General features: G+C 66.1%; 22 protein-coding genes, 1 tRNA gene and 1 pseudogene. 15 read left to right on the top strand and 9 right to left on the bottom strand.

Features of this window, described 5'->3' with window-relative positions:
* Positions 1 to 110 precede the first annotated feature (110 nt).
* Complete coding sequence (locus tag ACP69S_RS10980) at positions 111 to 863, top strand: creatininase family protein (protein WP_425997117.1); 753 nt, start codon at positions 111 to 113, stop codon at positions 861 to 863.
* A gap of 113 nt (positions 864 to 976) precedes the next feature.
* Here the strand turns inward: ACP69S_RS10980 and ACP69S_RS10975 are convergent.
* The 5 genes and pseudogenes from ACP69S_RS10975 to tsaD form a co-directional block, all read right to left on the bottom strand.
* Positions 977 to 1,183: pseudogene (locus ACP69S_RS10975) on the bottom strand (methyl-accepting chemotaxis protein); the annotation flags it as partial.
* A gap of 125 nt (positions 1,184 to 1,308) precedes the next feature.
* On the bottom strand, positions 1,309 to 1,671 hold the full coding sequence (locus ACP69S_RS10970) for a Rieske (2Fe-2S) protein (RefSeq protein WP_425997116.1): 363 nt from the start codon (positions 1,669 to 1,671) through the stop codon (positions 1,309 to 1,311).
* A 7-nt stretch (positions 1,672 to 1,678) separates the two neighbouring features.
* Complete coding sequence (locus ACP69S_RS10965) at positions 1,679 to 1,960, bottom strand: YciI family protein (protein WP_425997114.1); 282 nt, start codon at positions 1,958 to 1,960, stop codon at positions 1,679 to 1,681.
* Positions 1,961 to 1,982: 22 nt separating this feature from the next.
* Positions 1,983 to 2,996 carry an NAD(P)H-dependent glycerol-3-phosphate dehydrogenase gene (locus ACP69S_RS10960; RefSeq protein WP_425997112.1) on the bottom strand — a complete coding sequence of 338 codons (1,014 nt, stop codon included), beginning with the start codon at positions 2,994 to 2,996 and terminating at the stop codon, positions 1,983 to 1,985.
* On the bottom strand, positions 2,993 to 4,096 hold the full coding sequence (gene tsaD / locus ACP69S_RS10955; RefSeq protein ID WP_425997110.1) for a tRNA (adenosine(37)-N6)-threonylcarbamoyltransferase complex transferase subunit TsaD: 1,104 nt from the start codon (positions 4,094 to 4,096) through the stop codon (positions 2,993 to 2,995). The genes ACP69S_RS10960 and tsaD overlap by 4 nt, the downstream gene beginning before the upstream one ends.
* A 75-nt stretch (positions 4,097 to 4,171) precedes the next feature.
* On the opposite strand from tsaD, the gene hemC reads away from it, so the two are divergent.
* The 9 genes from hemC to ACP69S_RS10910 all read left to right on the top strand — a co-directional run bounded on the left by hemC (position 4,172) and on the right by ACP69S_RS10910 (position 15,219).
* A complete protein-coding gene (hemC, locus tag ACP69S_RS10950) occupies positions 4,172 to 5,128 on the top strand; it encodes a hydroxymethylbilane synthase (RefSeq protein WP_425997108.1) in 957 nt (318 codons plus the stop codon).
* Positions 5,129 to 5,131: 3 nt separating this feature from the next.
* On the top strand, positions 5,132 to 5,827 hold the full coding sequence (locus tag ACP69S_RS10945; RefSeq protein ID WP_425997107.1) for a uroporphyrinogen-III synthase: 696 nt from the start codon (positions 5,132 to 5,134) through the stop codon (positions 5,825 to 5,827).
* 42 nt (positions 5,828 to 5,869) lie between these two features.
* Positions 5,870 to 6,751, top strand: coding sequence for a COG4223 family protein (locus tag ACP69S_RS10940; RefSeq protein ID WP_425997105.1), 882 nt, complete (start codon positions 5,870 to 5,872; stop codon positions 6,749 to 6,751).
* Complete coding sequence (locus ACP69S_RS10935) at positions 6,748 to 8,283, top strand: heme biosynthesis protein HemY (RefSeq protein ID WP_425997104.1); 1,536 nt, start codon at positions 6,748 to 6,750, stop codon at positions 8,281 to 8,283. The genes ACP69S_RS10940 and ACP69S_RS10935 overlap by 4 nt, the downstream gene beginning before the upstream one ends.
* A 40-nt stretch (positions 8,284 to 8,323) precedes the next feature.
* Positions 8,324 to 8,399, top strand: a tRNA-Thr gene (locus ACP69S_RS10930).
* A 635-nt stretch (positions 8,400 to 9,034) separates the two neighbouring features.
* Entirely contained in the window at positions 9,035 to 9,598 is a 564-nt protein-coding gene (locus ACP69S_RS10925; RefSeq protein ID WP_425997102.1) for a hypothetical protein, read from the top strand.
* Positions 9,599 to 9,694: 96 nt separating this feature from the next.
* Positions 9,695 to 10,996: an outer membrane beta-barrel protein gene (locus ACP69S_RS10920; RefSeq protein ID WP_425997100.1), complete on the top strand. Its 1,302-nt coding sequence runs from the start codon at positions 9,695 to 9,697 to the stop codon at positions 10,994 to 10,996.
* A gap of 64 nt (positions 10,997 to 11,060) precedes the next feature.
* Positions 11,061 to 13,280: a GumC family protein gene (locus ACP69S_RS10915; RefSeq protein WP_425997098.1), complete on the top strand. Its 2,220-nt coding sequence runs from the start codon at positions 11,061 to 11,063 to the stop codon at positions 13,278 to 13,280.
* The gene (locus tag ACP69S_RS10910) at positions 13,270 to 15,219 is read left to right on the top strand and encodes an O-antigen ligase family protein (protein WP_425997096.1); all 1,950 of its coding nucleotides are present in this window, start codon (positions 13,270 to 13,272) and stop codon (positions 15,217 to 15,219) included. The genes ACP69S_RS10915 and ACP69S_RS10910 overlap by 11 nt, the downstream gene beginning before the upstream one ends.
* A gap of 194 nt (positions 15,220 to 15,413) precedes the next feature.
* On the opposite strand, the gene ACP69S_RS10905 is transcribed toward ACP69S_RS10910, so the two are convergent.
* Positions 15,414 to 16,067 carry a sugar transferase gene (locus ACP69S_RS10905; protein WP_425997134.1) on the bottom strand — a complete coding sequence of 218 codons (654 nt, stop codon included), beginning with the start codon at positions 16,065 to 16,067 and terminating at the stop codon, positions 15,414 to 15,416.
* Between the two features lie 190 nt (positions 16,068 to 16,257).
* Here ACP69S_RS10905 and ACP69S_RS10900 point away from each other — a divergent pair, with 190 nt between their 5' ends.
* Positions 16,258 to 16,419 carry a hypothetical protein gene (locus tag ACP69S_RS10900; protein WP_425997094.1) on the top strand — a complete coding sequence of 54 codons (162 nt, stop codon included), beginning with the start codon at positions 16,258 to 16,260 and terminating at the stop codon, positions 16,417 to 16,419.
* 242 nt (positions 16,420 to 16,661) lie between these two features.
* Here the strand turns inward: ACP69S_RS10900 and ACP69S_RS10895 are convergent, their stop codons facing one another.
* Positions 16,662 to 17,480: a transglutaminase-like cysteine peptidase gene (locus tag ACP69S_RS10895; protein ID WP_425997092.1), complete on the bottom strand. Its 819-nt coding sequence runs from the start codon at positions 17,478 to 17,480 to the stop codon at positions 16,662 to 16,664.
* A gap of 262 nt (positions 17,481 to 17,742) precedes the next feature.
* Between ACP69S_RS10895 and ACP69S_RS10890 the strand changes: the two genes are divergently transcribed.
* From ACP69S_RS10890 to ACP69S_RS10875, 4 genes are all read left to right on the top strand, one after another.
* On the top strand, positions 17,743 to 18,534 hold the full coding sequence (locus ACP69S_RS10890) for a metallophosphoesterase family protein (protein ID WP_425997091.1): 792 nt from the start codon (positions 17,743 to 17,745) through the stop codon (positions 18,532 to 18,534).
* 76 nt (positions 18,535 to 18,610) lie between these two features.
* Positions 18,611 to 19,192, top strand: a complete 582-nt coding sequence (locus ACP69S_RS10885) for a polysaccharide biosynthesis/export family protein (protein ID WP_425997089.1) — start codon at positions 18,611 to 18,613, stop codon at positions 19,190 to 19,192.
* 447 nt (positions 19,193 to 19,639) lie between these two features.
* Positions 19,640 to 20,170 carry a hypothetical protein gene (locus ACP69S_RS10880; protein ID WP_425997087.1) on the top strand — a complete coding sequence of 177 codons (531 nt, stop codon included), beginning with the start codon at positions 19,640 to 19,642 and terminating at the stop codon, positions 20,168 to 20,170.
* A gap of 26 nt (positions 20,171 to 20,196) precedes the next feature.
* The gene (locus ACP69S_RS10875; RefSeq protein WP_425997086.1) at positions 20,197 to 22,209 is read left to right on the top strand and encodes a TonB-dependent receptor plug domain-containing protein; all 2,013 of its coding nucleotides are present in this window, start codon (positions 20,197 to 20,199) and stop codon (positions 22,207 to 22,209) included.
* 65 nt (positions 22,210 to 22,274) lie between these two features.
* Here the strand turns inward: ACP69S_RS10875 and ACP69S_RS10870 are convergent, their stop codons facing one another.
* A complete protein-coding gene (locus ACP69S_RS10870) occupies positions 22,275 to 22,475 on the bottom strand; it encodes a hypothetical protein (protein ID WP_425997084.1) in 201 nt (66 codons plus the stop codon).
* 39 nt (positions 22,476 to 22,514) lie between these two features.
* Entirely contained in the window at positions 22,515 to 23,150 is a 636-nt protein-coding gene (locus tag ACP69S_RS10865) for a hypothetical protein (protein WP_425997082.1), read from the bottom strand.
* Positions 23,151 to 23,153: the final 3 nt, after the last annotated feature.

The raw sequence follows: 23,153 nt of genomic DNA, 5'->3' as shown, positions 1-23,153 counted from the left end.
TCGTTGCGGCGGGAGTATGCGAAGGCGGCGGGGGCGCGCAAGGATACCATTGCGGTTTCTTGCGTGATCGCGGCGCGCTATGCCGGGTGACTGTTGTTCAGGAGGCTTACATGCTGCTCGCGCTCTCCACCTGGTCCGAGATCGAGACCTTCCTGCAGACCTCGAAGACCGTCGTGGTGCCCATCGGCTCCAACGAGCAACACGGCCCGACCGGCTTGCTGGGCACCGACTGGCTGTGCCCGGAGATCATCTCGCACGAGGCCCAGAAGCTGTCGGACACCGTGCTGGTGGCGCCGACCTTCAATATCGGCATGGCCCAGCACCATCTGGCCTTCCCGGGCACGATCTTCCTGCGGCCTTCCACCTTCATCGCCGCCATTGGCGACTGGGTGCGTTCGCTGGGCGCGCACGGCTTCGAGCGGATCTATTTCCTGAACGGCCATGGCGGCAATGTCGCCTCCATCGAGGCGGCGTTCTCGGAGATCTACGCGGACTACAGCTTCCGGGGCGCGCATGCGCCGTTCGCGTTGAAGCTGAAGAACTGGTGGGACCTGGCCGGCGTCATGGCTCTGGCCAATCGCCAGTTCCCGGTGGGTCATGGCAGCCACGCGACCCCGTCCGAGATCGCGGTGACGCAGTGGGCCTATCCCGAAACGATCAAGACCACGGCCTACGAGCCCAAGATCGCCCCGACTGGTCCGATCCGCGAGGCCCTGGATTTCCGGGCGCGCTATCCGGATGGCCGGATGGGTTCGGATCCTGCTCTGGCCACGCCGGAAAAGGGCGGCGAACTGGTCGCCATGGCGGCCAAGGCCCTGATCGAAGACCTGGCGGCGTTCTCGGCGGAGAAAGCCCCCCAGTAAATCTCGTCATCCCGGACAAGCGCGCAGCGCGCCGATCCGGAACCGACCCTTAGCGCTGAGTTTCCGGCGGTCCCGGATCGGCCTTTCAGACCGTCCGGGACGACAGCCGTTGTTTAAGCCGCCCGTCGTACGCTCTGGCGATCACCGCCCTCGATCCGCAGCTCGCTCATCCGTTCGGCAAGGCGCGTGGCTTCTTGAGCGAGCGCATGGCTGGCGGCGGTGGTTTCCTCGACCATGGCGGCGTTTTGCTGGGTGACCTGGTCCATCTGGTTCATGGTCGTATTGACCTCGGCCAGGCCTCGAGCCTGCTCCTTGGCCGAGATTTCGGCGCGGTGCAAAGGCGACCCCAGGCTGAACGCCACCCAGAGGCCGGTGCTCGCCATCGCCGCTTGCAGCAGCGCCGCGCCGGCGCTTGCTCCGATGATCTTCTGACCCAATGTGGTCGTCAGTCGACCAGTACGTCCCCCTGCTCAATCCGCACCGGCCAAGGCAATAGGATCTGGCCCGGGCAGGGGCCCGCGATGCAGGCGCCGTCCTCGATCCTGAAGAGGGCCCCGTGGCCGCCGCACAGGATCAGGTCGTTGTCGCGGGTCAGGTAGCGACCGGCGAACCCCGCCATCGGCCAGCCGGCATGGGGGCAGCTGTCGATATAGCCGAACACCGCGTCGCCTTGGCGAACGACGAAGCCTGCGAACAGGGCGTCTCCCTCGCGAAATCGGAACCCCTTGGCGCCAGGCGAGGCGATCTCGCCCAGGGCGCAAAGCACGGTTCCCGGGGCCGGGCGAGCGGGGTTGTCCGGGTCGCGCACCTGTGCGCTAGAGCTCGCCGATGGCCAGACGCCAGGGGCGGACCTCGACGCTCTCGAACACACCGGCGGTGGTGAAGGGGTCGTTGTCGGCCTGGGCCTGAGCGGCGGCCAGATCCTCGGCCTCGACGATCAGCAGCGAACCGACCGGACTGCCGTCCTCGCCGAGCAGGGCCCCGGCCAGCTTCAGGCCGGTCGAGCCTTTCAGATAGTCCAGATGGACGGGACGGATGGCCAGGCGCGTCTCGAGGGCGCCGGGCTTGTCCTTGCAGGTGATGGCGAAGAGGGGCATCGGGCGCTCCTGTAGAAGGGGGTCAGGCTTCGGATTTGAGGGGGCGGGACAGAAGGCCCGCGATGGCGGCGTCGACCTCGGCTTCACCTGCCAGAATGGCGGCCACGGCCTGGCAGATCGGCATCTCGACTCCCAGGCGCGCGGCCAGATCCCGCACGGCTGGCGCCGACGCGACGCCTTCGGCCACCGACAGCTTGCCGGCCAGGGCTTCCTGCAGGGTCATGCCCTGGCCCAGGGCCAGGCCGACGCTCATGTTGCGCGATTGAGGGCTTGAGCAGGTGAGCACAAGGTCGCCCAGGCCGCACAGGCCGGCGACGGTCTCGGCCTTGGCGCCCAAGGCCATGGCCAGGCGGGTCAGTTCGGCAAAGCCCCGGGTGATCAGGGCGGCGTGGGCGCTGCGGCCCAGGCCCTTGCCCTCGACGATGCCGCAGGCGATGGCCAGGACGTTCTTTACCGCCCCGCCAGCCTCGGCCCCGATCATGTCTGCGGCGATATAGGGCCGGAAGGTCGGGGTGGCGATGGCCTCGGCGATGGCGCGGCCCAGCGCCTCGTCCTCGCAAGCCAGGGTCACGGCGGTGGGCAGATTGCGGGCCACCTCGCCAGCGAAGCTGGGACCCGACAGCACGGCCAGCGGCGCGGTGGGAATGGTCTCGACGGCGACCTCCGTCATCAGTTTCAGCGTGCCCTGCTCGACGCCCTTGGCGCACAGCACCACCGGCACGCCGGGGCGCAGGTGCGGGGCGAGCGCCTTCAGGGCCGAGCGCAGGTGCTGAGCCGGAGCCACGGCCAGGATCAGGTCGCAGTCGGCCAGACCACTCATGTCAGCGACGGCGGCGATGTCGGACTCCAAGGCGACCCCGGGCAGGAAAAGGGTGTTTTCGCGCTTGTCGGCGATGCTGGCGACGACCTCGGTTTCGCGGGCTTGCAGGGTAACCCGAAGGCCGGCGCGCGCGCAGACCTGGGCCAGGGCGGTGCCCCAAGCCCCTGCGCCAATGACGCCCACGTGCTTGAAGCCCGCGTTCTGAAAGGTCGTCATGCCTTGGCTCCCTTGCGACCGAAACTGTTGCTCGGATTGGATAACGCTGCCGCCTCGTCTAGCGGCCAACGCGGTCGCGCCACGGCGTCGAGATCGTCGCTGATGCCCAGGGCCAGTCGCTCGGCGCCGGCCAGGGCGATCATCGCGGCGTTGTCGGTGCAATAGGCCAGGGGCGGGGCGTCGAACGAAAAGCCGTTGTCGTCGCAATTATTGCGCAGCGCGGCCTTGACCGCGCCATTGGCCGCCACTCCGCCGGCCACGACGAAACGCAGCGCCTGGTCTGGATGGCTTTCCTTGTAGAGCTTCATTGCCCGGTCGGTGCGCTCGGACAGCTGACGAGCGATGGCGCCTTGCACGGCGGCGGCCAGATCGGCGCGCGATTGTTGGTCGGTGATCTTCTCGGCCTGGCGCGCGGCGGCGGTCTTCAGGCCCGAGAACGAGAAGTCGCAATCCTTGCGGCCCAGCAGGGCGCGGGGGAGCTCGAACTTTGAGGCATCGCCCGTTGTCGCCAACTGCTCAAGGGCCGGACCGCCCGGATAGGGCAGGCCCAACGACTTGGCGATCTTGTCGAAGGCCTCGCCGGCCGCGTCGTCGATGGTGGTGCCCAGGCGTGTGCAGGCCCCTACCCCGGCCACTTCCAGCAATTGGCAGTGCCCGCCCGAGACCAGCAGCAGCAGGAAGGGATAGGGAACGTCGGCGCCGAGGCGGGCCGAAACCGCGTGGCCTTCCAGGTGATTGACCGCCACCAGCGGCACGTCGCGCGCCAAAGCCACGGCCTTGCCGAAAGCCAGCCCGACCATCACGCCGCCCACCAGGCCCGGGCCGGCCGTGGCGGCCACGCCATCCAGATCCTCAAACCCGATCCCCGCCGCGCGCATGGCCTCGGCGGTGATGGCGTCGATAGCCTCTACGTGCGCGCGGGCGGCGATTTCCGGCACCACCCCGCCGAACGGGGCGTGCTGCTCGAACTGGGTGCCGATGACCGAAGACAGCACCGTGACCCTTCCGTCGGCCGCGCGGCGCACGACCGAGGCCGCGGTCTCGTCGCAGCTGGTCTCCAGGCCAAGGATGGTCAGCCCAAGATCTGTAGGGTCGGTCATTCGGTTGCGGGCTTTCCGCCGGTCCTGTAGCAGCAGGGGCTTCTTGATCTCGTCCCCGCAGGTAACGTTCAGACCGTGTCCCGGCAACCTCCCATCCGTATCGGCGCCCGTGGCTCCAAGCTGTCCCTGGCGCAATCGGGCCTTATGCAGGCGCGGATCGCCGCCGCTCTTGGCGGTTCGCCCGGCGAGGAAGAGGCCTATGCGCCCCTGATCCCGATCGTCACCACCGGCGACCGCATTCAGGACCGCCGCCTGATGGAGATCGGCGGCAAGGGCCTCTTCACGAAGGAGATCGAGGAAGCCCTGTTGGCGGGTCGCATCGATTGCGCCATTCATTCACTGAAGGACATGCCGGCCGAACTGCCGCCGGGCTTGATCCTGGCCGCCACGCCGGAGCGCGAGGATCCGCGCGACGCCTTCATCAGCAATATCTGTGACCGGCTCGAAGACCTTCCCCACGGCGCGCGCCTCGGCACCGCCTCTTTGCGCCGGCAAGCGCAGGCCCTGCACGTGCGGCCCGACCTTGAGATCGTCATGCTGCGCGGCAATGTCGATACGCGTCTGGCCAAGCTGGAGCGCGGTGAAGCCGATGCTATTCTGCTGGCCCAGTCGGGCCTGAACCGCATGGGCCTGGATCATGTCGCCAAAAGCTGGATCGACCCCTTCGCCGCGCCCCCGGCGCCCGGGCAAGGCGCGCTGGTGATCGAGACCCGGCTGGAGGACGTCAACGCAGAATGGCTGCACTCCGTTCGCTGCCAATCCACCACGATCCGCGTCGCCGCCGAGCGCGGCGCGCTCTACGCGCTCGAAGGCTCGTGCCGCACCGCTATCGGCGCCTATGCCATTCTGGATGGCCAGCATCTGACGATGATCGTCGAGGCGCTGACACCAGACGGCGTCCGACGTTTCCGTCGCGAAGGCGAGGTCATGCTCGACGGCTCCGATGACACCGCGGCCGCCCGCGAGCTGGGCCTTTCATTGGGCCTGGCCGTCAAGACCGAGGGCGGCGACGCCCTGATTCTGGCGGACTAGGCGATGAGCGCGGGCGGCGCGATCTGGATCACCCGCGCCCGTCCCGGCGCAGAAGCCACCGCTCGCCGCGTCGAGGCCTTGGGCTTTACGGCGCTTGTCGATCCTTTGCTGGAGATCGATTTTCTCAGTCCCGCGATCGATCTGACCGGGATCGCGGCCCTGGCCTTCACCAGCGCTAATGGCGTCGAGGCCTTTGCACGCCTGACCGCCGCGCGCGATCTGCCCGTTTTCGCCGTGGGTGAGACCACGGCCCGCGCCGCGCAGGCGGTGGGCTTCGTCGAACCGCTCAACGCCGACGGCGACGTCGAGGCGCTGGCGGCGCTGATCGCTCGAACCCTGCCCGGCCCGGTGCTGTGTGTCGGCGCCCTTCAGCCTGCCGCCGACCTCCCCGCTCTCCTCGACTCCGAAGGGATTTCAACGCGAGCTCTGGCGGTCTATGCGGCGCGCGATCAAGCGCCAGAGCCCGAGACCTTGGCGAGACTGGCCAGTTTCGACGCTGTCCTCTTGCACTCCCCCCGCGCCGCTCGAGGTCTGGCGGCCGTTCTTGAGCAAGCGCCGGCTCCGGCTCTCCGTGTCCTGTGCCTGTCGCGAGCCGTGGCCGATCCGCTGACCGCCCCGCTCAGGGAGGCTCGTATCGGCTCTGTGGCCTTTGCATCGCGCCCTCGCGAATCCGCCCTGCTCGATCTCCTTCAGCGATAGCTGCACATTGCGCGGCGGTGCGGTGTGGGGCACGAATGGGACATGAACGTCGCTCCAGATCCCGCTGAAATCGTCACGCCCAGCGATCCCGCGCTGTACGCCCGCCGTCGCCCTCTTCTCGGGCCGAGTTTCTGGGCGATGATCGCCCTATGCGTGTTCTGTGTGATCCTGGGCGCGCTGGTCACCCGGTTTGGGCCGACCTGGTTTCCTGTAAAGAGCGCTCGCGAGGGCCAGGTTCAGGCCACGCCCAACACGACGCCCCCGTCGGCCCGCCTGCCGATCGGCTCGCCGCTGCCGGTCGAGGCCGGTGCTCCCCCCCTTGCAAGCTCTGCGGTCGAGATCCAGCGCCTCGAAGCCCGTCTCGGCGCCTTGGAAGCTGGCCAAAAAGGCGTTCTGGATGCCGCAACGGCATCCCTCGCCGCCGCGTCTCTGGCCGAAGCCGCCCAGACTTCGGGTCCGTTCGACGAAGAACTGGCCAGCCTGGAGCGGGTGCTGCCGATGTCGCCTGGCCTGCGCGCCCTGTCGCGCCTGGCCCAGACGGGCGCCCCGACTCGCTCCGGTCTGGCCGCTGAATTTGAGTCGCTGGCTGGCCGCGCCGCAACCGCCGCGCGCAACCCGGGCGAGGACGCCGACCTGCTGGCCCGCGTCCGCTACGCCCTGTCCAGCATCGTCTCGATCCGCCAAGTCGGCTCCACAGGGGGAACCACGCCGGACGCCAAGCTGGCCCTCGCCCAGCGTCTGCTCGACGAGGGCGATGTCGAGAGCGCGATCCGGGCGCTGGACGCCATCCCCGATCCGGCCCGGGTGGTCCTGGCCTCATGGCTGGCTTCGGCCGAGCGCCGTGTCGAGGTGGATCGGCACGTGGCGGCCATCCGGGCCGACGCCCTGGCCAGTCTCGCCCAGGTTTCACGGGCCGTCCCGTGATCCGCGCGTCCTTCATCCTGTTTTTCGTGGCCGCGCTGGCCGTCGCTACCCTGGCCCTGATGGGCGAGCCGGGCCGGGCGCATCTGGACTGGATGGGCTGGCGCGTCGAAATGACGGCGGCTGCGGCGGCTCTGCTGACCCTGTTCTCCGCCCTGTTGGCGACGGTCCTGTGGCGCGGCCTGATCTGGGTGATCGGGGCGCCGCGCCGCGCCGCCCAGGCCCGCGCCGAAAGTAAGCGCCAGCAGGGCGTCGAGGCCCTGTCGCGCGGCTTCCTGGCCGTTGCGGCTGGCGATGGTTCCGAAGCCCGGCGCCTTGCCCAGAAGGCCGCCGAGCTGGCCCAAGACGCCCCGGCCTTGGTCCGCGTGCTCGCCGCCCAGGCGGCCGAGACGGCCGGCGACCATGCCGCCGCCAAGGCCGCCTACAACGCCATGCTGGGTTTTCCCGAGATGCGCCTGGCCGGCCTGCGCGGCCTGATGCAAACGGCGCAGGCCGAAGGCGACAAGCTGACCGCCGTGCGCCACGCCGAGACGGCCTTCGGCCTCGCCCGCACCGCGCGCTGGGCCTGGCGGGCCTTGCTGGAATCCCGATTAAAGGCTGGCGACTGGGCCTCCGCGCTCGACCTCGCCCAGGCTGCTCTGGACCGCAAGATCGTGCCGCCGGTGGTCGCCGAGCGGGCTCGCGCCGCCCTGTTGGCCGCCTCGGCCGCCAGCCTGGAAGGCTCGGAGGACCCTCGCAAGCGCAGCCAGGCACTCGATTTCGCGACCCAGGCCGTCAAGCTCAAGCCCGACTTCGCGCCAGGCGTGGTCATGGCCGCCCGTCTGCTGGCCGCCGACGGCAAGGTCGCCAAGGCGGGGCAACTGATCGAGGTCGCCTGGAGGAGCGCGCCCCACCCGGCGCTTTGGCTGGCCTATCGCGACCTGAAGACCAGCGAGACGCCGAAGGTTCGCGCCGCGCGCCTTGCCGCCCTTGCGGCGATGAAGCCCGACGCCCGCGAGAGCCGCATCCTGCGCGTCGAAAGCGGCCTTGTGGGCGGTGATCCCGTCGCGGCCCGCGCGGCCGCTCGCCTGCTCGATGACGAGGCTCCCACGGTCCGCTTCGCGGGCCTCATGGCTCGCGTCGCCTTCGCCAATGGCGAGGCCGATGAGGCGCGCGCCTGGATCGCCCGGGGCTCAGCCGCGCCGCAGGAGCCCGACTGGTCCGATCTCGATCCGGAAGGCCGGGCTTTCGCCTATGGCCGCGAGGATTGGGCGCGCCTGGCGGTCAGCTTTGCGGAGACCGGCGAACTGATCCATCCACGCCACGAGCGGCGCGAGCGAACCATGAACGATCTGCCCGAACTGCCGTCGGCCTATGTGGAATCGACGCCGTTCGTTCGCGCGGCCGAGGTCGGCGGGCCGCTGATGCCGATCCCCGACGATCCGGGAGTCTTTGAGGCCCCGACGCTTCCGGAGCCTTCCGGAGAGGGTCCGGCGCCGCGTCGCAACTCGGGCGCACGTAGACGCTTGGCAAGCGGCCCTCGCGCCGCTAAATAGGCGCCTCCTCGCGCCGGGCTTTGTCTCGAATGCGCCGTGGGCCGCTTTAGCTCAGCTGGTAGAGCACATCATTCGTAATGATGGGGTCAGGTGTTCGAGTCACCTAAGCGGCACCATTTTCCACCTCTGCACCCGAGCGGTGGACTCCCGGTTGTATGCGAAACATCCAATGCCCGCCGCGATTGGCGCGGCTGCTGTATGCGCCGCGAGCGTTGAGTTGAGAATTGGCGACTCTTGGCCCTCACGCCTTGCGCACAGGGTTAATTGTCACGAACGAATGCTATCCGAAACCGAAATAAGGGATCGATCTCGTGCTGCTGGCCGGAACTGTCATCTTGGGCTTCGTGGCTTTGCTGATCTGGCCCAGCATTGAACGCCCCGTGCTGCGGGCTATTCGGCAACTCAAGCGGCGTAGGCCGTGACTCCGGGCCTGCTCACCTGACAGATCAGGAATTCCGTGACAATTATGTCGCTCGTGTTGTGATAATATTCACAGCGAGCCGCGGCTTCGCCTGATACGTGAATAAACGGGCTGTTTGAGCGGGCTGTTGCAGGTTTCGCGAGGGCAGTTTCTACGTATTTTATCCAAGCCGAGACCCGAAGTGCTGATTTTCGCTCAAAAAATTGGCTGGTTAGCTGCGGAAGCACGCTTCTTGCGCGGCCTCGCCCTAGACTTGCAGAAAGGGTCTGGAGCCCTCTTCGCTCTTGCAGTATAGGTTTCCCAACTCTTAATCCATTTTGGAAGGTCGCCATGTCAACGCGTTTCACGAGCGCCATTGTGCTGGGTCTGGCGATCGTCGCCGGCCCGATGGGTGGGGCGTCGGCCTTGGCTCAAACCCCGCCGGCCGCCACCGTTCCGCCGACTGCGGCGCAGCTGCAGACGGTCATCGCAACGGCGGCTCGCACGCGCGCCGCCCAGCCGGGCTTCGCCGCCCTGAGCGCTAACCAGAAGGCCGCCGCGCTGAAGGCTGCCATCCAGGCGGCTCTGTCGGAATCCGGCGCGTCGGAATCGACCATGGCCACCGCTTTGACCGCGGCCGCCAACAGCGGCGTGATCCCGGCCGGTCTGGCGATTTCGATCGCCGCGGACGTCGCTCCGGCTTTTGCTCAGCAAGTTGCCAGCGGCACCAACCAGTCGAGCACTGCGACGGCTTCGACCGACGCCTTCACGACCCAGTCCACGGTGAGCGTCCTGACGAGCTTGCAGAGCGCATCCACCACCGGCGGTGACGGCGCGGCTCCGGCGGCTCTATCTCAGATCGTGGTGGCGCCTTTCGACCCTTGCGCAGGCGTCGTCGCCGCCTACTGCGGTTAGGTTAAGGAGGGCGGGCCTGACCCGCCCTCTGAGTACTGTGTTTGTGTTTGGGATCTGAAGGGCGTCTTTCGGCGTCTTGAGGTGGGGATATACGATATGCGAATTCTGACATCGGCGGCCCTGGCGGCCGCGATAATGGCGGCCGTTCCTGCCGCTTCCGTGGCCCAAGACCTGGGCTCGAACTTCAAGCGCGACAAGAACACCAGTGTTCGTCAGCGCCCGCGGCCTGATTACGAAGCGATTGGCGTCAAGGCCGGCGGCTTCACACTGTATCCGCGCGTAACGGTCGAGGCTGTTCACGACGACAACGTCTACGCCGTCGCGACGGGCGAACAGTCCGACGTGATCTGGCGGGTGAAGCCCGAGCTCGCCGCGCGGTCCAATTGGTCGCGTCACGCCTTGGGCGCTTTCGCTTCGGCTTCGATCAATCGCTATGCCGACTTCGACACCGAAAACACCGAGGAATACACCCTCGGCCTCAACGGTCGCCTGGATGTCGAGCGTGGCTCCTACGTTTCTGCCTCGGCCCAATGGCAGGCTCTGACCGAGCCCCGTACGGCGATCACCGCCGGTACGCCGGCCGGTGCGACAGCCAAGCCGGTGGAATACTACCTCTGGTCGGGCAACCTGACCGGCGTGAAGGAATTTAACCGCTTGCGCCTGACAGGCAAGTTGGACACCAAGAAGTTCGACTACGACGATCAGGGCAGCCTGTCATTTAATCAGAACACCCGCGATCGCGACGAGTTCTATTACGGAGGCAAGGCCGAATATGCGGTCAGTCCCGACACCGCCGTGTTTGCTTCGCTGGTTGGTAACACCAAGGAATACGACGTCGATACTCTGGGCCGCGCCGCAGCTCCGGGCGTTCCTGCTATTGCACCGCTTCGCGCTCGTGATTCAGATGGCTACGCCGCCACGGTCGGCGCCAATTTCGATCTGTCGCAAGCCATTCGCGGTGAAGTCGAAGCCGGTTACATGTCCCAGTCGTACGACAACTACGCCGCTGACATTGATGGCTTTAGCGCCAGGGGGCGTGTTGAGTGGTTCCCGACCGAACTGACCACCCTGAATGTCGCCGGCTCGCGCAGCATCGAAGAATCAACGGCCCGGGGTTCGCAAGGCTATCTGGCCAACAGCGTCTCGGCTGGCATCGACCACGAACTTCTCCGCAACGTCCTGCTGGCCGCCAACGCCAGCTACGGCAAGGACAAGTACGAAGGTATTGATCGCGACGACAAGCGTACGGGCTTCAACGCCTCGGCCGCCTATCTGCTGAACCGCAATGTCGGCCTGTTCCTGACCTATACCTACCTGAAGCAGGAATCTTCCGGCACAGCCAAGGGCTCGTCGTTCACCGACAACAAGCTCGCAGCTTCGGTCGCTCTTCAGTTCTAAGTCATCCTTCCAGTCGTAGAATGATGCCCTAAGGTCCGACCCAGGGCCCCCATCGAGAGTACCCATGGACGGCTCTTCCTTCGAGACCCAACACGCTCCGGCGCCTAGCGCCGGAGCGATGTCTTTTGATCTGAACATCGCCATCGCCACCTTCCGTCGTCGGCTCCGGCTGTTCGCGGCCGTGGCCCTGGCGGTCTTCGTGGCGGTGCTGCTTTACACCCTGCAGGAAACGCCGCGCTATACGGCGACCGCCCAGGTCATGCTGGATGTCCGCAAGGAGCAGGTCGCTGATATGAGCGCCGTCCTGTCGGGCCTGCCGGCGGACTCCTCGGTAGTCGACACCGAGGTCGAGGTGCTGAAGTCGCGGTCCCTGGCCGCGCGGGTCGTCAAGCAGCTGAAGCTGACCGAGGACCCGTATTTCAATCCCAATGCGCCGGGCGCCAAGGGCGTGGCCTCGTGGCTCCCCTGGGTGAAGAAGGTGGTCGCGCCGACGGCGGCTGTGGACTCCGTCGAGGCCCAGCGCCAGCAGGAAAAGGTCGTCGACAATCTGCTCGAGGGCCTGAAGGTTCGCCGTTCCGGCCTGACCTATCTGATCTCGGTCGAATACACCCACACCGACTCCGAAGACTCGGCCAAGATCGCCAACGCCTTCGCCGACCTCTATCTGACCGAACAGCTTGAGGCCAAGTTCGACGCCACGGCCAAGGCCAATGAATGGCTCGACACCCGCGTGGCCGAACTGCGCGACCAGCTGCAGGTGGCCGAAGCGGCCGTGCAGCAATACAAGATCGCCAACAACCTGATGAGCGCCGAAGGCGCGACCCTGACCGAGCAGGAGATCTCGGGCCTGAACCAACAGCTGGCCTCGTCCCGCGCCCAGCAGGCCGAATCCGACGCACGCCTCAACATCGCTCGCAACCAGTTGGCGCGCGGCAGCACCGGCGAGGACGTCGGCGAGTCGCTGAACTCCCCCGTCGTTCAGCAACTGCGCAAGCAGCGCGCCGAGCAGAGCGCCAAGGTCGCCGACATGAGCGGCCGCTATGGCGACCGCCACCCGGACCTGCTCAAGGCCAAGCGCGAGCTGACGGACATCGACGGTCAGATCCAGGCCGAAATCCGCCGCATCATCTCCAACCTCGAAGCCCAGGCTCAGGTCGCGCGTCAGCGCACTGGCTCGATGGCCGGCAGCGTCTCGGCGTCAAAGGGCGCTCTGGCGGGCAACAACCGCGCCAGCATCCGGCTGAACGAACTGGAACGTAAAGCCGAGTCGGTTCGCACCCTCTATGAATCCCTGCTGGCTCGCTTCAAGCAGACCTCCAGCAGCCAGGGCATCGAGCAGGCCGACGCCCGCGTCGTGTCGCGCGCCAAGATTCCGACCGCGCCCAGCTATCCCAAGCCTTCGCTGAACCTGGCACTGGGTCTGGTCCTCGCCTTGGGCGCCGGCGCTGCGTCGGTGGTTCTGGCCGAGATCCTGATGGCCGGCATCTTCACCGAGGACGAGGTAGAACGCCGGATCGGCCTGCCCTATCTGGGTTCGATCCCGCTGCTGAGCTCGGCGATCGAAGACGCCAAGCTGGCGCGGGACATGAGCCCGCCCGACTATCTGCTGGCCAAACCGCTCTCAACCTTTGCCGAAAGCTTCCGCAAGCTGCGGGCGGCGATTCTCTATTCGAAGGTCGGCGAGGCCGTGAAGGTGATCGCGGTCACCTCGTCCCTGCCGGGCGAAGGCAAGACCACCACCACCTTCTCGCTGGCCCGCACCCTGGCCACCTCGGGCGCCAACGTCATCATCGTGGACTGCGACCTGCGCCAGAGCGCGATCAACCGCTTCCTGACGGAAGTGCCGACCCTGGGTCTCCTCGAAGTGCTCAATGGCGTCTGCTCCCTGGACCAGGCGCTGATCTCCGACCCGAGCGGCGCCAAGGTCCTGGCCCTGACCAAGTCGGCCTATACGCCGCGCGACGTTCTGGGCTCGCCAGCCATGCTTCGGCTGCTGGCCGAGCTGCGCAATCGCTTTGATGTGGTTCTGCTGGACACCGCGCCGCTGCTGGCCATTGCCGACACGCGCATCCTGGCGCCGCACACTGACGCCGTTGTCATGCTGGCGCGCTGGAAGAAGACCCCTGTCAAGGCGATCACCGCCGCCATCGGGCTGCTGCAAGGTCGCGGCGTGTTCGTGGCGGGCCTGGCCCTGACCCAGGTCGATCTGAAGGCCCAGACGCGTTACGGCTACGGCGACGCCAACTACTATTACAAGAGCTACCGTAAGTACTATGCCGACTAGGGCGCCGGCGCGGCCGTCGCCCGCGTCGCCCGCGCGTTCGGGCCGTGGCGCCGTTCGTCGGCTGGTTCTGTCCGAGAAGGTCGCTGTCGGCGTCCTTCTCGGACTGGTCTTCATGGCGGTCATCGCCTTTGGGGCCAGCGAGATCTCGACAGCCTGCCTGTTCAGTGGGGTCTATGCGGCCTTTCTGATCGGTCTGCTGGCGGCCTGTCCTTGGGCCAGGCGCGATCTGGCGCGACTGCGCGGGATGGCGATCCAGGTCCCTCTCTTCCTGTTGTTGCTGCTGGCCGTGCTGTGGTCCCTGGGTCCCTGGGGTCCTGGCGGCCCCCATCCCGTCTGGAGCTATGTGCCTGAGAAGATGGGCGCCCTGACGGTCGATCGCTCCGCCCTGCTACTCAATGTTCTGCAGCTTCTCGGCTTGGCCTGCCTGTTCGTCGCCGCGCGCGTAGTCGGGGTTTCCGAAGCCCGCGGACGCTGGTTCCTGCGTATCGCTGTGATGGCGATCGGCGTCTATGCGACCCTGGCCTTCCTGGACCATGTCGGCCTCCGGCGCTCGAGCCGTCTGGTCGCCACCCTGCTCAGCCCCAACAGCGCCGCCACCGTGTTTGGCGGTGGCATTCTGTTGGCCGTCGCGGCGACCGCCAACCGTGTTCGCCGCCAGCGCGGCCTGGCCATGCTCAAGCGCGGCGATCCCGAGGCGGTCGCCTGTCTGGCCATTGTCGGGGTGCTTCTGACGGCCCTGCTACTGACCGCCTCCCGCGCCGGTCTGGCCGCGACCCTGGTTGGTCTGGGGCTGATGCTGGTCTGGGAGGCCATTGCTCAACGCCAACGCTTCCGCGTGGTCGCTGGCCTGGGCGCGGCGGCTCTGATCGTCGTGATCGGGGCTCTTAGCCTGCGTAGTACGGAACTGGTCGCCGAGCGCCTCAACAATACCGAGCAGGACATCTCGATCCGAACCGCGATCTTTACGCCACACTGGGAGGCCTTCCAGTCTTCGCCGTGGTTCGGGTTTGGTCTGGGCTCGTTCCCGACCGTCAATCAGCTGGTCGCCACCCAGGAAAACCTGCGCGTTCTGTTCGACGTGCGGGCCGTGCATAATCTCTATCTGCAGTGGCTGGAGGAAGGCGGCGTCTTTGGCGCCGTGGTCATGGCGCTGCTGTTCATCGCCCTGATCTGGCCGATCCTGCGCGGCGGTCTGCGAGAGGGCTCGGCGGCGACATGGGCTCGGGCCACGGCCTGCGCAGCCTTGGTCTTCCTGTTGCACGGGGTCACCGATTTCGCCCTTCAGGCGCCAGCCATCCAGGCCCTCGCCGTCCTTGTCCTCGGCGTGGTCGGATCTACGAGCGCTGGCGCGGGCCTGCCGCGTCAGGCCGATGGCCGGCTCTCGTGGGGGGCGGGCGCCGCCGCTGGCGCGGTGCTTCTGGCGTCGGTTCTGGCTACCGCGCCGATGATGGCCTCGCGCCTCGGCGGCGATCTAACGGCCTGGCCCACCGCCCCGGCCGAAGCTCTGGCGCGGCGGATCGAGACCGGTCTGGCCCGGCCGAACCTGGATGCCGTCGAACTGGACCGTCTGGACCGACTCAGCGCGCGGGAGGTGGGCCTGCGACCTGCATCGGGGGCAGCTTGGTTACGGCGCGCGGCGGTTGACCTCGCCCGGGGACAGCAAGGGGCCTCCACCATCGCTCTGGAGCGCTCCTTCGCGGTCGCGCCGCTGCAGACCAGCCTGTTCGACCGGCGGACGATGTTTGCCTACGAGCATTGGGGTGGGATCAGTCTATCGGCGCGCAGGGCCGCGATCTATCAATTGCAGATCGAGTGGCGCCGGCGCCACGCCCCCAAGCGCTTTATCGCCATGGCCAACGCCGTGCAAAATCCGGCGGGCCGGGTCGGCATGGCCCTTCAGATCGCTGTCCTGCGCATGGAGCCGCCGCCGGTCCGATAAGATCGGATCCGGGCGCCTCGTTGCGGGTGTCTGTCTTGTGGAGCCGATGGGCGGGCCGGAAGGCCGTTTGCGCCGAGACGCTAGAGCCCTTTCCGACCTGATGGCTTCATCAGGGTCGGGCGAAAAGGGCTCTAAATCAAAAGTTTAGAGCATTTTTCGATCCGATAACCGTTTCACACTTATCGGAAAATGCTCTAGTAGGCGTTCTCGGCCAGCAGCAGGTGCGGCACGGTCAGCAGCATGATGCGCAGGTCGGTGAGCAGCGACCAGTTGTCGATATAGTCGATGTCGGCCTTCACGCGATTGGCCATGTCGTCCACGTCGTTGGTCGCGCCGCGCAGGCCCTTGATCTGGGCGAGGCCCGTGAGGCCCGGGCGAGCCTGAAAGCGCATCTGATAGGCCGGGATCAGCGCGCCGTAATAGGCGTCGTGTGCCTGGGCGTGCGGACGCGGCCCGACCAGCGACATGTCGCCCTTCAGGACGTTCATAAGTTGGGGCAGCTCGTCGATGCTGGTGGCGCGTATCAGCTTACCGATGCGGGTGATGCGGTCGTCGTCGCGCTTGGCCTGAACGACACTGTCGCCGTTCTCCTCGCAACGCATCGAGCGCAGCTTGTAGATGATGAAGGTCTTGCCGTTCAGCCCGCCGCGGGTCTGGCGGAACAGGGCCGGTCCCCGCGACTCCAGCCGGATCAGCAGAGCAGCAAGCAACAGAACGGGGAGGAAGAAGAAAAGTAGTAAAGCCGACGCGAGAACGTCACAGAAACGCTTGATTGGATCGACAGCGACACGCGGCAGAAATGTCGCGGGGTCGCGTTTCAGAACTTCCGTGTTCCAGGCCCCACTCACCGCGTGATCCCCGCCATGCGCTGGCTGAAGAAACATTCCCAAGCCATCCACAAACTGTTTATCGCAGTGCGGCGAAGGCGTCACTTCTAAACCGTAGGTTAACTATAGATTGCGTTAGCGCTGCGTAAACGCTGTTCGTTAGTGGGAACTTAGCGCTCGCTCACTAGGCTGGAGGCGATAGGAGCGCCCCATGTCGATGATCCCGGCCGAACTTTCCGCGATGCAGTCCGTGACGGGAACCGCCGCCGGCGGGATCAGGCGCCTGCCGCGCGCCCTCGGATGGTTGTCGGCTGCTGTCGTCTCGGCCGGGTTCTGGGGCCTGGCGGTCGAAGCGATCCGCCTAGTGTCTTAACAACCGCTACTTTCCCTCGTTCTCTGAACGACCAAAAGCCCCGGAGATTTCTCCGGGGCTTTTCGTTTGTCCCAACCCCTGGCCGCCGCCTTGGAAAGGGGGGGGGCGGCCAGGGCGTGGCAGTTTTTCTAGAGCATTTTCCGATAAGTGTGAAACGGTTATCGGATCGAAAAATGCTCTAAACTTATGATTTAGAGCCCTTTTCGCCCGACCCTGATGAAGCCATCAGGTCGGAAAGGGCTCTAGCTGACGGTGGTCCAGGCGCTGGAGCCGGCGACCTGGCGCTGGATCCAAGTGTAACCGAGGTCGGCCCAGGGGGTGGGCCACGGCGTCAGGTTGTCGAGCACCACGTCGCCGGATTCAAAGGCGACGACCAGAACCGCGTGGCGCTCTCCGCGGCGGGTGACGGCGACGGCCATCGACAGGGCTTCGGCAGGAACGCCGGCCTCGATCAGGCGGCGGCGCTTTTCGAGGGCGTAGTCCTCGCAGTCGCCATACATCTGGCCGTCGATGACGCGCGGCAACGACCAGAATTCCGGCATGCCATAGAGGTCGAAGTCGCTGGACTTGCGAACGTCGCGGTTCACGTCGCGATTGATGTTGGTGATCAGCTTCAGCTGGCCCTTGTCCAGTTGAGCCGGACCGGCCGCCATCAGGATCGGCGCCGGGACGGACTGGCGGACGACGCCGGCGGGCAGGAAGTCCTCGACCGCTTCGGGGCGATAGGCCTGCAGGCTCTCGACGACGATCAGACCCATCTCGGTGGCTTCGGCGGCGGCATCCGACGCCTGACGCCCGGCGGCGGCGATGACCATCGGCCAGGTCCGGCCCAGCGACGAGGTGCTGAGCGCCGTCATGGCCAGGGTGGTGGTCGGGGCGATCAAGGCGGCGGGCGCTCCGCAGCTGGCCTGGTTCTGCCCGCACAGATGGGTGAAGCCGGGAGGAGCCTCCACCGTTTCGCCGCGCGCCATGAAGGGCCGGGTTCCGGCGTGTACGATCGTGGCCGTTGCCAAGACAATAGCAACGCTGGCGAACTGGATGAGTTGTTTGCGGATATTCATCGAAACATCGCCCTTAATGACGACGTAACAATGCAATTATAGACCAATTATCGGCTTAAAAAGACTGGTGATTTGAGGATGAATACATGTGGTGACTAAGAAATTAAGAATAATGAAATGAGAATAACTGTGGTGAACGCTAGGTATTAGAGTGTGGTATACTGGCTGGTAACGTTCTTCGGCGGGTGGTTGATGGAACTTCCCGTCTCAGGCAAGTTGCGCCCCGCCTCATTGGGCGGTCGAAGCGCCCGAGTGGACAGTGATGAAGTTCAAGTTTTTCCGCCCCAAGCCCAGCCCGGCGGCCGCCGCCTCGACGGAGGGGCGCGTCGTCTACGCGATCGGCGACATCCACGGCTATCTGGACCTGCTGGATGATCTGCTGGACACGATCGCGCGGGATTTCGCCGCGCTGCATCGTCAGGACCGGCCGGTCCTGGTGTTCGTAGGCGACTATGTGGATCGCGGCCCGGCCTCGCGCGGGGTCATCGACCGGCTGATCGCCTTAACGACCGCCTCGGCCCATCAGGGGGCGTTCGAGGTCCGCGCCCTGATGGGCAACCACGAACAGACCATGCTGTCGTTCCTGGACAATCCGGAGGCTGGCGCGGCCTGGGTCGAGTTCGGCGGCGGCGAGACCATGACGTCCTACGGCGTGGCCCGGCCGATCGGTCGGGTGGATCAGGACGCCTGGCGTGACATCCAGGCCAGTTTTCAGACCCAGGTGCCGGCCAGCCATGTAGCCTTCCTTCAGGCGCTGGAGCTGTCGGCGACCTATGGAGACTACTTCTTCGTTCATGCCGGCGTTCGGCCGGGTGTGCCGTTGGACCGTCAGAAGTCCGAGGATCTGCTGTGGATCCGCAACGACTTTCTCTCGCAGCCACATCGGTTGCCCTGCGTCGTCGTTCACGGCCACACGCCGGATGAAGAGCCCTTCATCGGTTCAGACCGAATTAATATTGATACAGGAGCCTATGCGACGGGCGTTCTCACCGCCGTTCGCTTGATCGAAGGGCCACCGGTCATACTTCAGGCCCGAAAGTCTCGTAGCGCTTAAGTCGCATGCTTGTCGCTGCTCTGCTCTCGTGTCATGACACGCGGCAGGGACACGCTTATTCAGAGACTTCAATCCGATGACTATCGTCAGACGAAACCTAAATTGGCTCTTTGTCCTGTTGGTGAGTGTGCTGGTCTTCGGGGCGCTGAGCGCCGCGCCAGCTCGCGCTCAGCAACCGCCGTCCGCTGCCGCTCAGGACGGCGACTATCTCCTGGGCTCCAGCGACAAGGTCCGCGTCACCGTCTATGGCGAGCCGACGCTGTCGGGCGAGTTCTTCGTCACGGGCAGCGGCATGGTCTCCCTGCCGCTGATTGGCGAGGTCAAGGCCTCCGGCCTCAGCCTGCGCCAGTTCCAGGACGCCGTGCAACGCTCGCTGAGCGACGGTTATCTGAAGGAGCCCCGCGTTAGCGCTGAGGTGCTCACCTTCCGGCCGTTCTACATTCTGGGTGAAGTGACCAAGCCGGGCACCTATCCCTATACCTCGGGCCTGACGGTCATGAACGCGGTCGCCACCGCTGGCGGCTACACCTATCGCGCCGAAAAGAGGCAGGTCTTCGTAAAGCGTAATGGCGCGAGCGAAGAAACCAAGATGGAACTGACGCCGTCGGTCACCGTCGCGCCCGGAGACACCATCCGGATTGGCGAACGTTTCTTCTAGTCCAGGGCGAGCGTCGCCCGGCGCTCTTCCTTTGCGGGTCATCCGCCGGCGCCCGCAAGGGCGCCGCGCGGGATGAATTTCGCATCTGCGACAAAATGCCCATTTCAGTTATTGCATCGCGGCAATGCTGCTCTGAGCCCGGCGAACTCTGCCGTACGCCGGGCTCGATACAAGCCTCAACCTTGACCATGAGCTGACACCAAGTCCGCCAGCCGCCGACTGTTTGGCTGTGTGGGGGCGGAAATTGTTCAACGCCGGCACAATGGCGCATATTGGGTCAATATTAGCGGGAAGTGTTGGAGCCTTCACTCTATTGCACTTGAAAACAAATGGAAACTGATGCGCGGATGACCGCGTTCTCCGAACGCCACTTACTTTCTGTTTACTGTCTTGACGCCATGTCCCCAGCAGGAAAACCCGGCAGCAACCGGGGTCGGGGATAAACACATGTCGAACAAAACCAAGCCTGGCGTCTTAGCGCTTTGCGCCCTGGCGCTCGCCGCCGCGCCGCTGAGCGCCCATGCCGACGCCGCCAAGGACCTGCAGGTCGCGGGCCGCGCACTGACCTTCCTTGAAAACGGCCCGACCGGCAAAGCCACGCTCGGCGTCGTCTTCGATCCGTCCAAGCCGGCCTCCGTCGCCGAGAAGAACGCCGTCATGGCCGCCATCGGCAGCGGCATGAGCGCCGGTTCGCTGACCATCGTCGGCAAGGCCGTGGAAGCTGGCGATGTCGCCGGCGTCTCGGGCGTGGCCGCCCTCTACATCACCACCGGCGTCAATGCCGGCCCGGTCGGCGCCGCCGCCAAGGGCAAGAAGATCGTAACCATCGGATCCGACGTCTCCTGCGCCACCAGCGGCGCCTGCGTGATGAGCGTCTCGGCTGATCCCAAGGTGGAAATCGTGGTCAGCCGCTCGGCGGCCGCTGCGGTCGGCGCGGTCTTCAAGGCCGCCTTCCGCATGATGATCCGCGAAGTCTGACCCCAGCGTTCGAAAGAGACAAACCCATGAAAACGACTCTCTTCGCCGGCGCTTCGGTCGGCTTCCTCATCCTCGCCTCGGCCACCGCCGCTTCCGCCCAGTCGATCGACTATGGCGCGATGCAGCAGCTGTTCAACGAGCCCGTCACCACCAGCGCCACCGGCTCGCCGCAACGCTCGACCGAGGTTCCGGTCGCGATGGAGATCATCTCCGCCGCCGACATCAAGCGCTCGGGCGCGACCGACCTGCCGACCATCCTCAGCCGCGTGGCCGGCCTGGACGTGCTGAACGCCGGCGCCGCCGGTTCCGACATCAGCGTCCGCGGCTATAACAAGGGCATGTCGCCCCGCCTGCTGGTGCTGATCAACGGCCGCCAGGTCTATCTGGACCACTACGGCTACACCGCCTGGGCGACCCTGCCGGTGCAGCTGGAAGAAATCCGCCAGATCGAAGTCGTCAAGGGCCCCAACAGCGCCCTGTTCGGCTTCAACGCCGTGGGCGGCGTGGTCAACATCATCACCTTCAACCCGAAGTTCGACAATGTTGGATCGGTCACCGTCCGCGCTGGCGCCGGCGGCCATCAAGAGATCTCGGCCGTCAAGACCATCAAGCTGGGCGACAAGTTCTCGGCCCGCCTGTCGGCCGGCGCCGTCCAGATGGACGAGTGGAAGAACAACATCGCCGGCCTGAGCAACAGTCAGCTGACGGACCCAGCCCGGGTTTCCGCCAATCTCGACACCCTGACCCAGCTCAACGACAAGACCGAGCTGCGCATCGAAGGCTCGTGGTCCAACACCCAGATCAGCGAAGTCATTTCCAGCGCCGCCTACTCGCCGAGCAAATATGTGACGAGCTCGATCAAGGGCGCCCTGGCTTCGGAAACCAAGCTGGGCACGCTGGAGCTATCGGCCTACCGCAACACCCTGGCGGCCAAGCATCTGGTCGCCGGCCAGCGGGCCAGGTTCGACAACGAGATCACCGTGGTCAGCGTCCAGGACCTGTTCAAGGTCGGCGCCGCTCACACCTTCCGCGTCGGCGGCGAATACCGCCACAACGAGGTCAACACCGCCCCCATCGGTGGCGCAACGGTGTCCTATGACGTCTTCGCGGCGTCGGGCATGTGGACCTGGGCGATCACCGACAAGCTGTCGACGACCGCAGCGGTTCGCCACGACACCCTGCAACTGGAGCGCACGGGCGTGTTCCCGACCGGCTTTACCCCGCGCACCAATGCGGCGTGGGACCGTAAGGTCAAGGAAGCCAGCTACAATCTGGGCCTAGTCTATCGTCCGACCTCGCTCGACTCCGTGCGCATGACGGTTGCTCGCGGCGTGCAGGTTCCGACCCTGATCGACTTTGGCGCGGTCCAGTTGAAGGCGTCCGTAGGCCCCTTCACCATCGGCGTCGCCGGCAACCAGAACCTGCTGCCTTCGATCGTCACGAACTACGAACTGGGCTATGATCGCGCCCTGCCGGCCCTGAACGCCAAATTCGGCGCTTCGGTGTTCGTGCAGAAGACGCAAGATGTGAAGGGCCAGCCGTCTGCGGCGCAGCTCGACGTCGCCCCGACGGCTACCAGCCTCCCGCTGATCAGCTATCGCAACATCGGCGACTCGCAAATGGCCGGCATCGAAGTGAAGGCCTCGGGCAAGATCGCCGGCGGCTTTCACTGGAGTGGCGACTACACCTGGACCGACGTCGATGACAAGCCGAAGGCCGGCTATTCGCCGATCATCCGCACTGCGGCGTTCGAGCTGATGACCCCTACCTATCGCGGCAATATCGCGTTCGGCTGGGAGAACGACCAGTGGGCCGCCGATGGCTTCCTGCGCCATGTCGGCGACTTCCAGAACAGCATCGGTTCGACCCTGTCGCAGGTCGATAGCTATGTCGCCCTCGGCGGCCGGGTGGCTCGTCAGTTCGAGCAAGGCTTCACGGTCGCGATCAGTGGCCAGAACCTGTTGGAGGAACGCGCGCGCCACACCGCCGGTCTCGAGGCCGAGCGTCGCGTGTACCTGACCCTGACCAAGGGCTGGTAAGCGTCATCTAGGCGCTAGATGAGCGAAGGGCTCCGTCGAAAGACGGGGCCCTTTTTCGTTGGGGCTCAGGCGTCGTCGCCGGCCTCGACCACGCCGCGCATGTGGTCCAGCCAGTCGGGCTCGCCGGCCGCGACCTGGATGAAGGCCCGGGCCAGCTCCTCGGTGGCCTCGCCCAGATTGTACTTGTTGTCGCTGAATCGCAGCAGGACGCTCTCGATATAGCGGTCCAGCAGGACACGGTCGTCGCCGATGAGGTTGTTGCGCATGACGGCAGCCTAGTCCTCTGACGAGGGCAAAGCCATGGCTCACCAGTCGTCGCGCTTCTTCTTCTTGCCCAGGCCGAGAAGCCCCGGATAGGGACCCTTGCCGGTGCGGTACAGGCACCAGTCGTCGTCCGTCTTGCACACCTTGTCGAAGGCGGCCTTTTTCTCCGGATCGATCACGGCGTAAAGCGCCGGACCGTTCTTGTTCTTCTCGCCCAGCGTCTCGGCGCAGGCCCCGCGTTCGGCCCTCGTCAGGGCCAGGGCGTCGGCGTTGCGGCAACCGAGAGCGTTCCGCGCCGCCTCGCGCAGCGCCTCGCCGCCGCCCGTCAGGCCGCGCGCCTTGAAGCCGGGCGGAGCGGTGGCGTCAGCGGGAGGGGACGGAGTGGGCGTGGTGAGGGGGGTCGCGGCGGGCGCGGATGGAGCGGCTGCGGTGGACCGGGCCGGCGCTGCCTGCGCCGGTCGGACGGGTTCCGGTTCTGTCGGGATGGGCTGGTCCGGCCGCAGCAGTTCCACACTCAGCACCGGCGGTTCGACCAGCGGCGGCATGACCCGCACGCCGGCAATGAGACCGCCAAGGATCAGCAGGTGAGCGCCCAAGGAGGCCAGGACGATCCACGGCGTCGTGCTGCGCCGCCGTCGCGCAGGCCTGTCGGCGATCAGGGCGAGGGCCGCCAGCATCCG

The organism is Caulobacter sp. DWR1-3-2b1 (genome assembly GCF_049895765.1).
In the GTDB taxonomy this organism is placed as follows: Bacteria; Pseudomonadota; Alphaproteobacteria; order Caulobacterales; family Caulobacteraceae; genus Caulobacter.
Note: the sequence above shows the minus strand (reverse complement) of the source record. Positions and strands in the feature narration are given on the sequence as shown.

Bases quoted from the DNA above. Each gene is read 5' to 3' on its own strand.
- ACP69S_RS10980 (WP_425997117.1), top strand. From the start codon at position 111: ATGCTGCTCGCGCTCTCCACCTGGTCCGAGATCGAGACCTTCCTGCAG.
- ACP69S_RS10965 (WP_425997114.1), bottom strand. From the start codon at position 1,960: ATGCCCCTCTTCGCCATCACCTGCAAGGACAAGCCCGGCGCCCTCGAG.
- ACP69S_RS10960 (WP_425997112.1), bottom strand. From the start codon at position 2,996: ATGACGACCTTTCAGAACGCGGGCTTCAAGCACGTGGGCGTCATTGGC.
- tsaD (WP_425997110.1), bottom strand. From the start codon at position 4,096: ATGACCGACCCTACAGATCTTGGGCTGACCATCCTTGGCCTGGAGACC.
- ACP69S_RS10945 (WP_425997107.1), top strand. From the start codon at position 5,132: ATGAGCGCGGGCGGCGCGATCTGGATCACCCGCGCCCGTCCCGGCGCA.
- ACP69S_RS10940 (WP_425997105.1), top strand. From the start codon at position 5,870: ATGAACGTCGCTCCAGATCCCGCTGAAATCGTCACGCCCAGCGATCCC.
- ACP69S_RS10925 (WP_425997102.1), top strand. From the start codon at position 9,035: ATGTCAACGCGTTTCACGAGCGCCATTGTGCTGGGTCTGGCGATCGTC.
- ACP69S_RS10920 (WP_425997100.1), top strand. From the start codon at position 9,695: ATGCGAATTCTGACATCGGCGGCCCTGGCGGCCGCGATAATGGCGGCC.
- ACP69S_RS10915 (WP_425997098.1), top strand. From the start codon at position 11,061: ATGGACGGCTCTTCCTTCGAGACCCAACACGCTCCGGCGCCTAGCGCC.
- ACP69S_RS10910 (WP_425997096.1), top strand. From the start codon at position 13,270: ATGCCGACTAGGGCGCCGGCGCGGCCGTCGCCCGCGTCGCCCGCGCGT.
- ACP69S_RS10900 (WP_425997094.1), top strand. From the start codon at position 16,258: ATGTCGATGATCCCGGCCGAACTTTCCGCGATGCAGTCCGTGACGGGA.
- ACP69S_RS10895 (WP_425997092.1), bottom strand. From the start codon at position 17,480: ATGAATATCCGCAAACAACTCATCCAGTTCGCCAGCGTTGCTATTGTC.
- ACP69S_RS10890 (WP_425997091.1), top strand. From the start codon at position 17,743: ATGAAGTTCAAGTTTTTCCGCCCCAAGCCCAGCCCGGCGGCCGCCGCC.
- ACP69S_RS10885 (WP_425997089.1), top strand. From the start codon at position 18,611: ATGACTATCGTCAGACGAAACCTAAATTGGCTCTTTGTCCTGTTGGTG.
- ACP69S_RS10880 (WP_425997087.1), top strand. From the start codon at position 19,640: ATGTCGAACAAAACCAAGCCTGGCGTCTTAGCGCTTTGCGCCCTGGCG.
- ACP69S_RS10875 (WP_425997086.1), top strand. From the start codon at position 20,197: ATGAAAACGACTCTCTTCGCCGGCGCTTCGGTCGGCTTCCTCATCCTC.
- ACP69S_RS10870 (WP_425997084.1), bottom strand. From the start codon at position 22,475: ATGCGCAACAACCTCATCGGCGACGACCGTGTCCTGCTGGACCGCTAT.
- ACP69S_RS10865 (WP_425997082.1), bottom strand. From the start codon at position 23,150: ATGCTGGCGGCCCTCGCCCTGATCGCCGACAGGCCTGCGCGACGGCGG.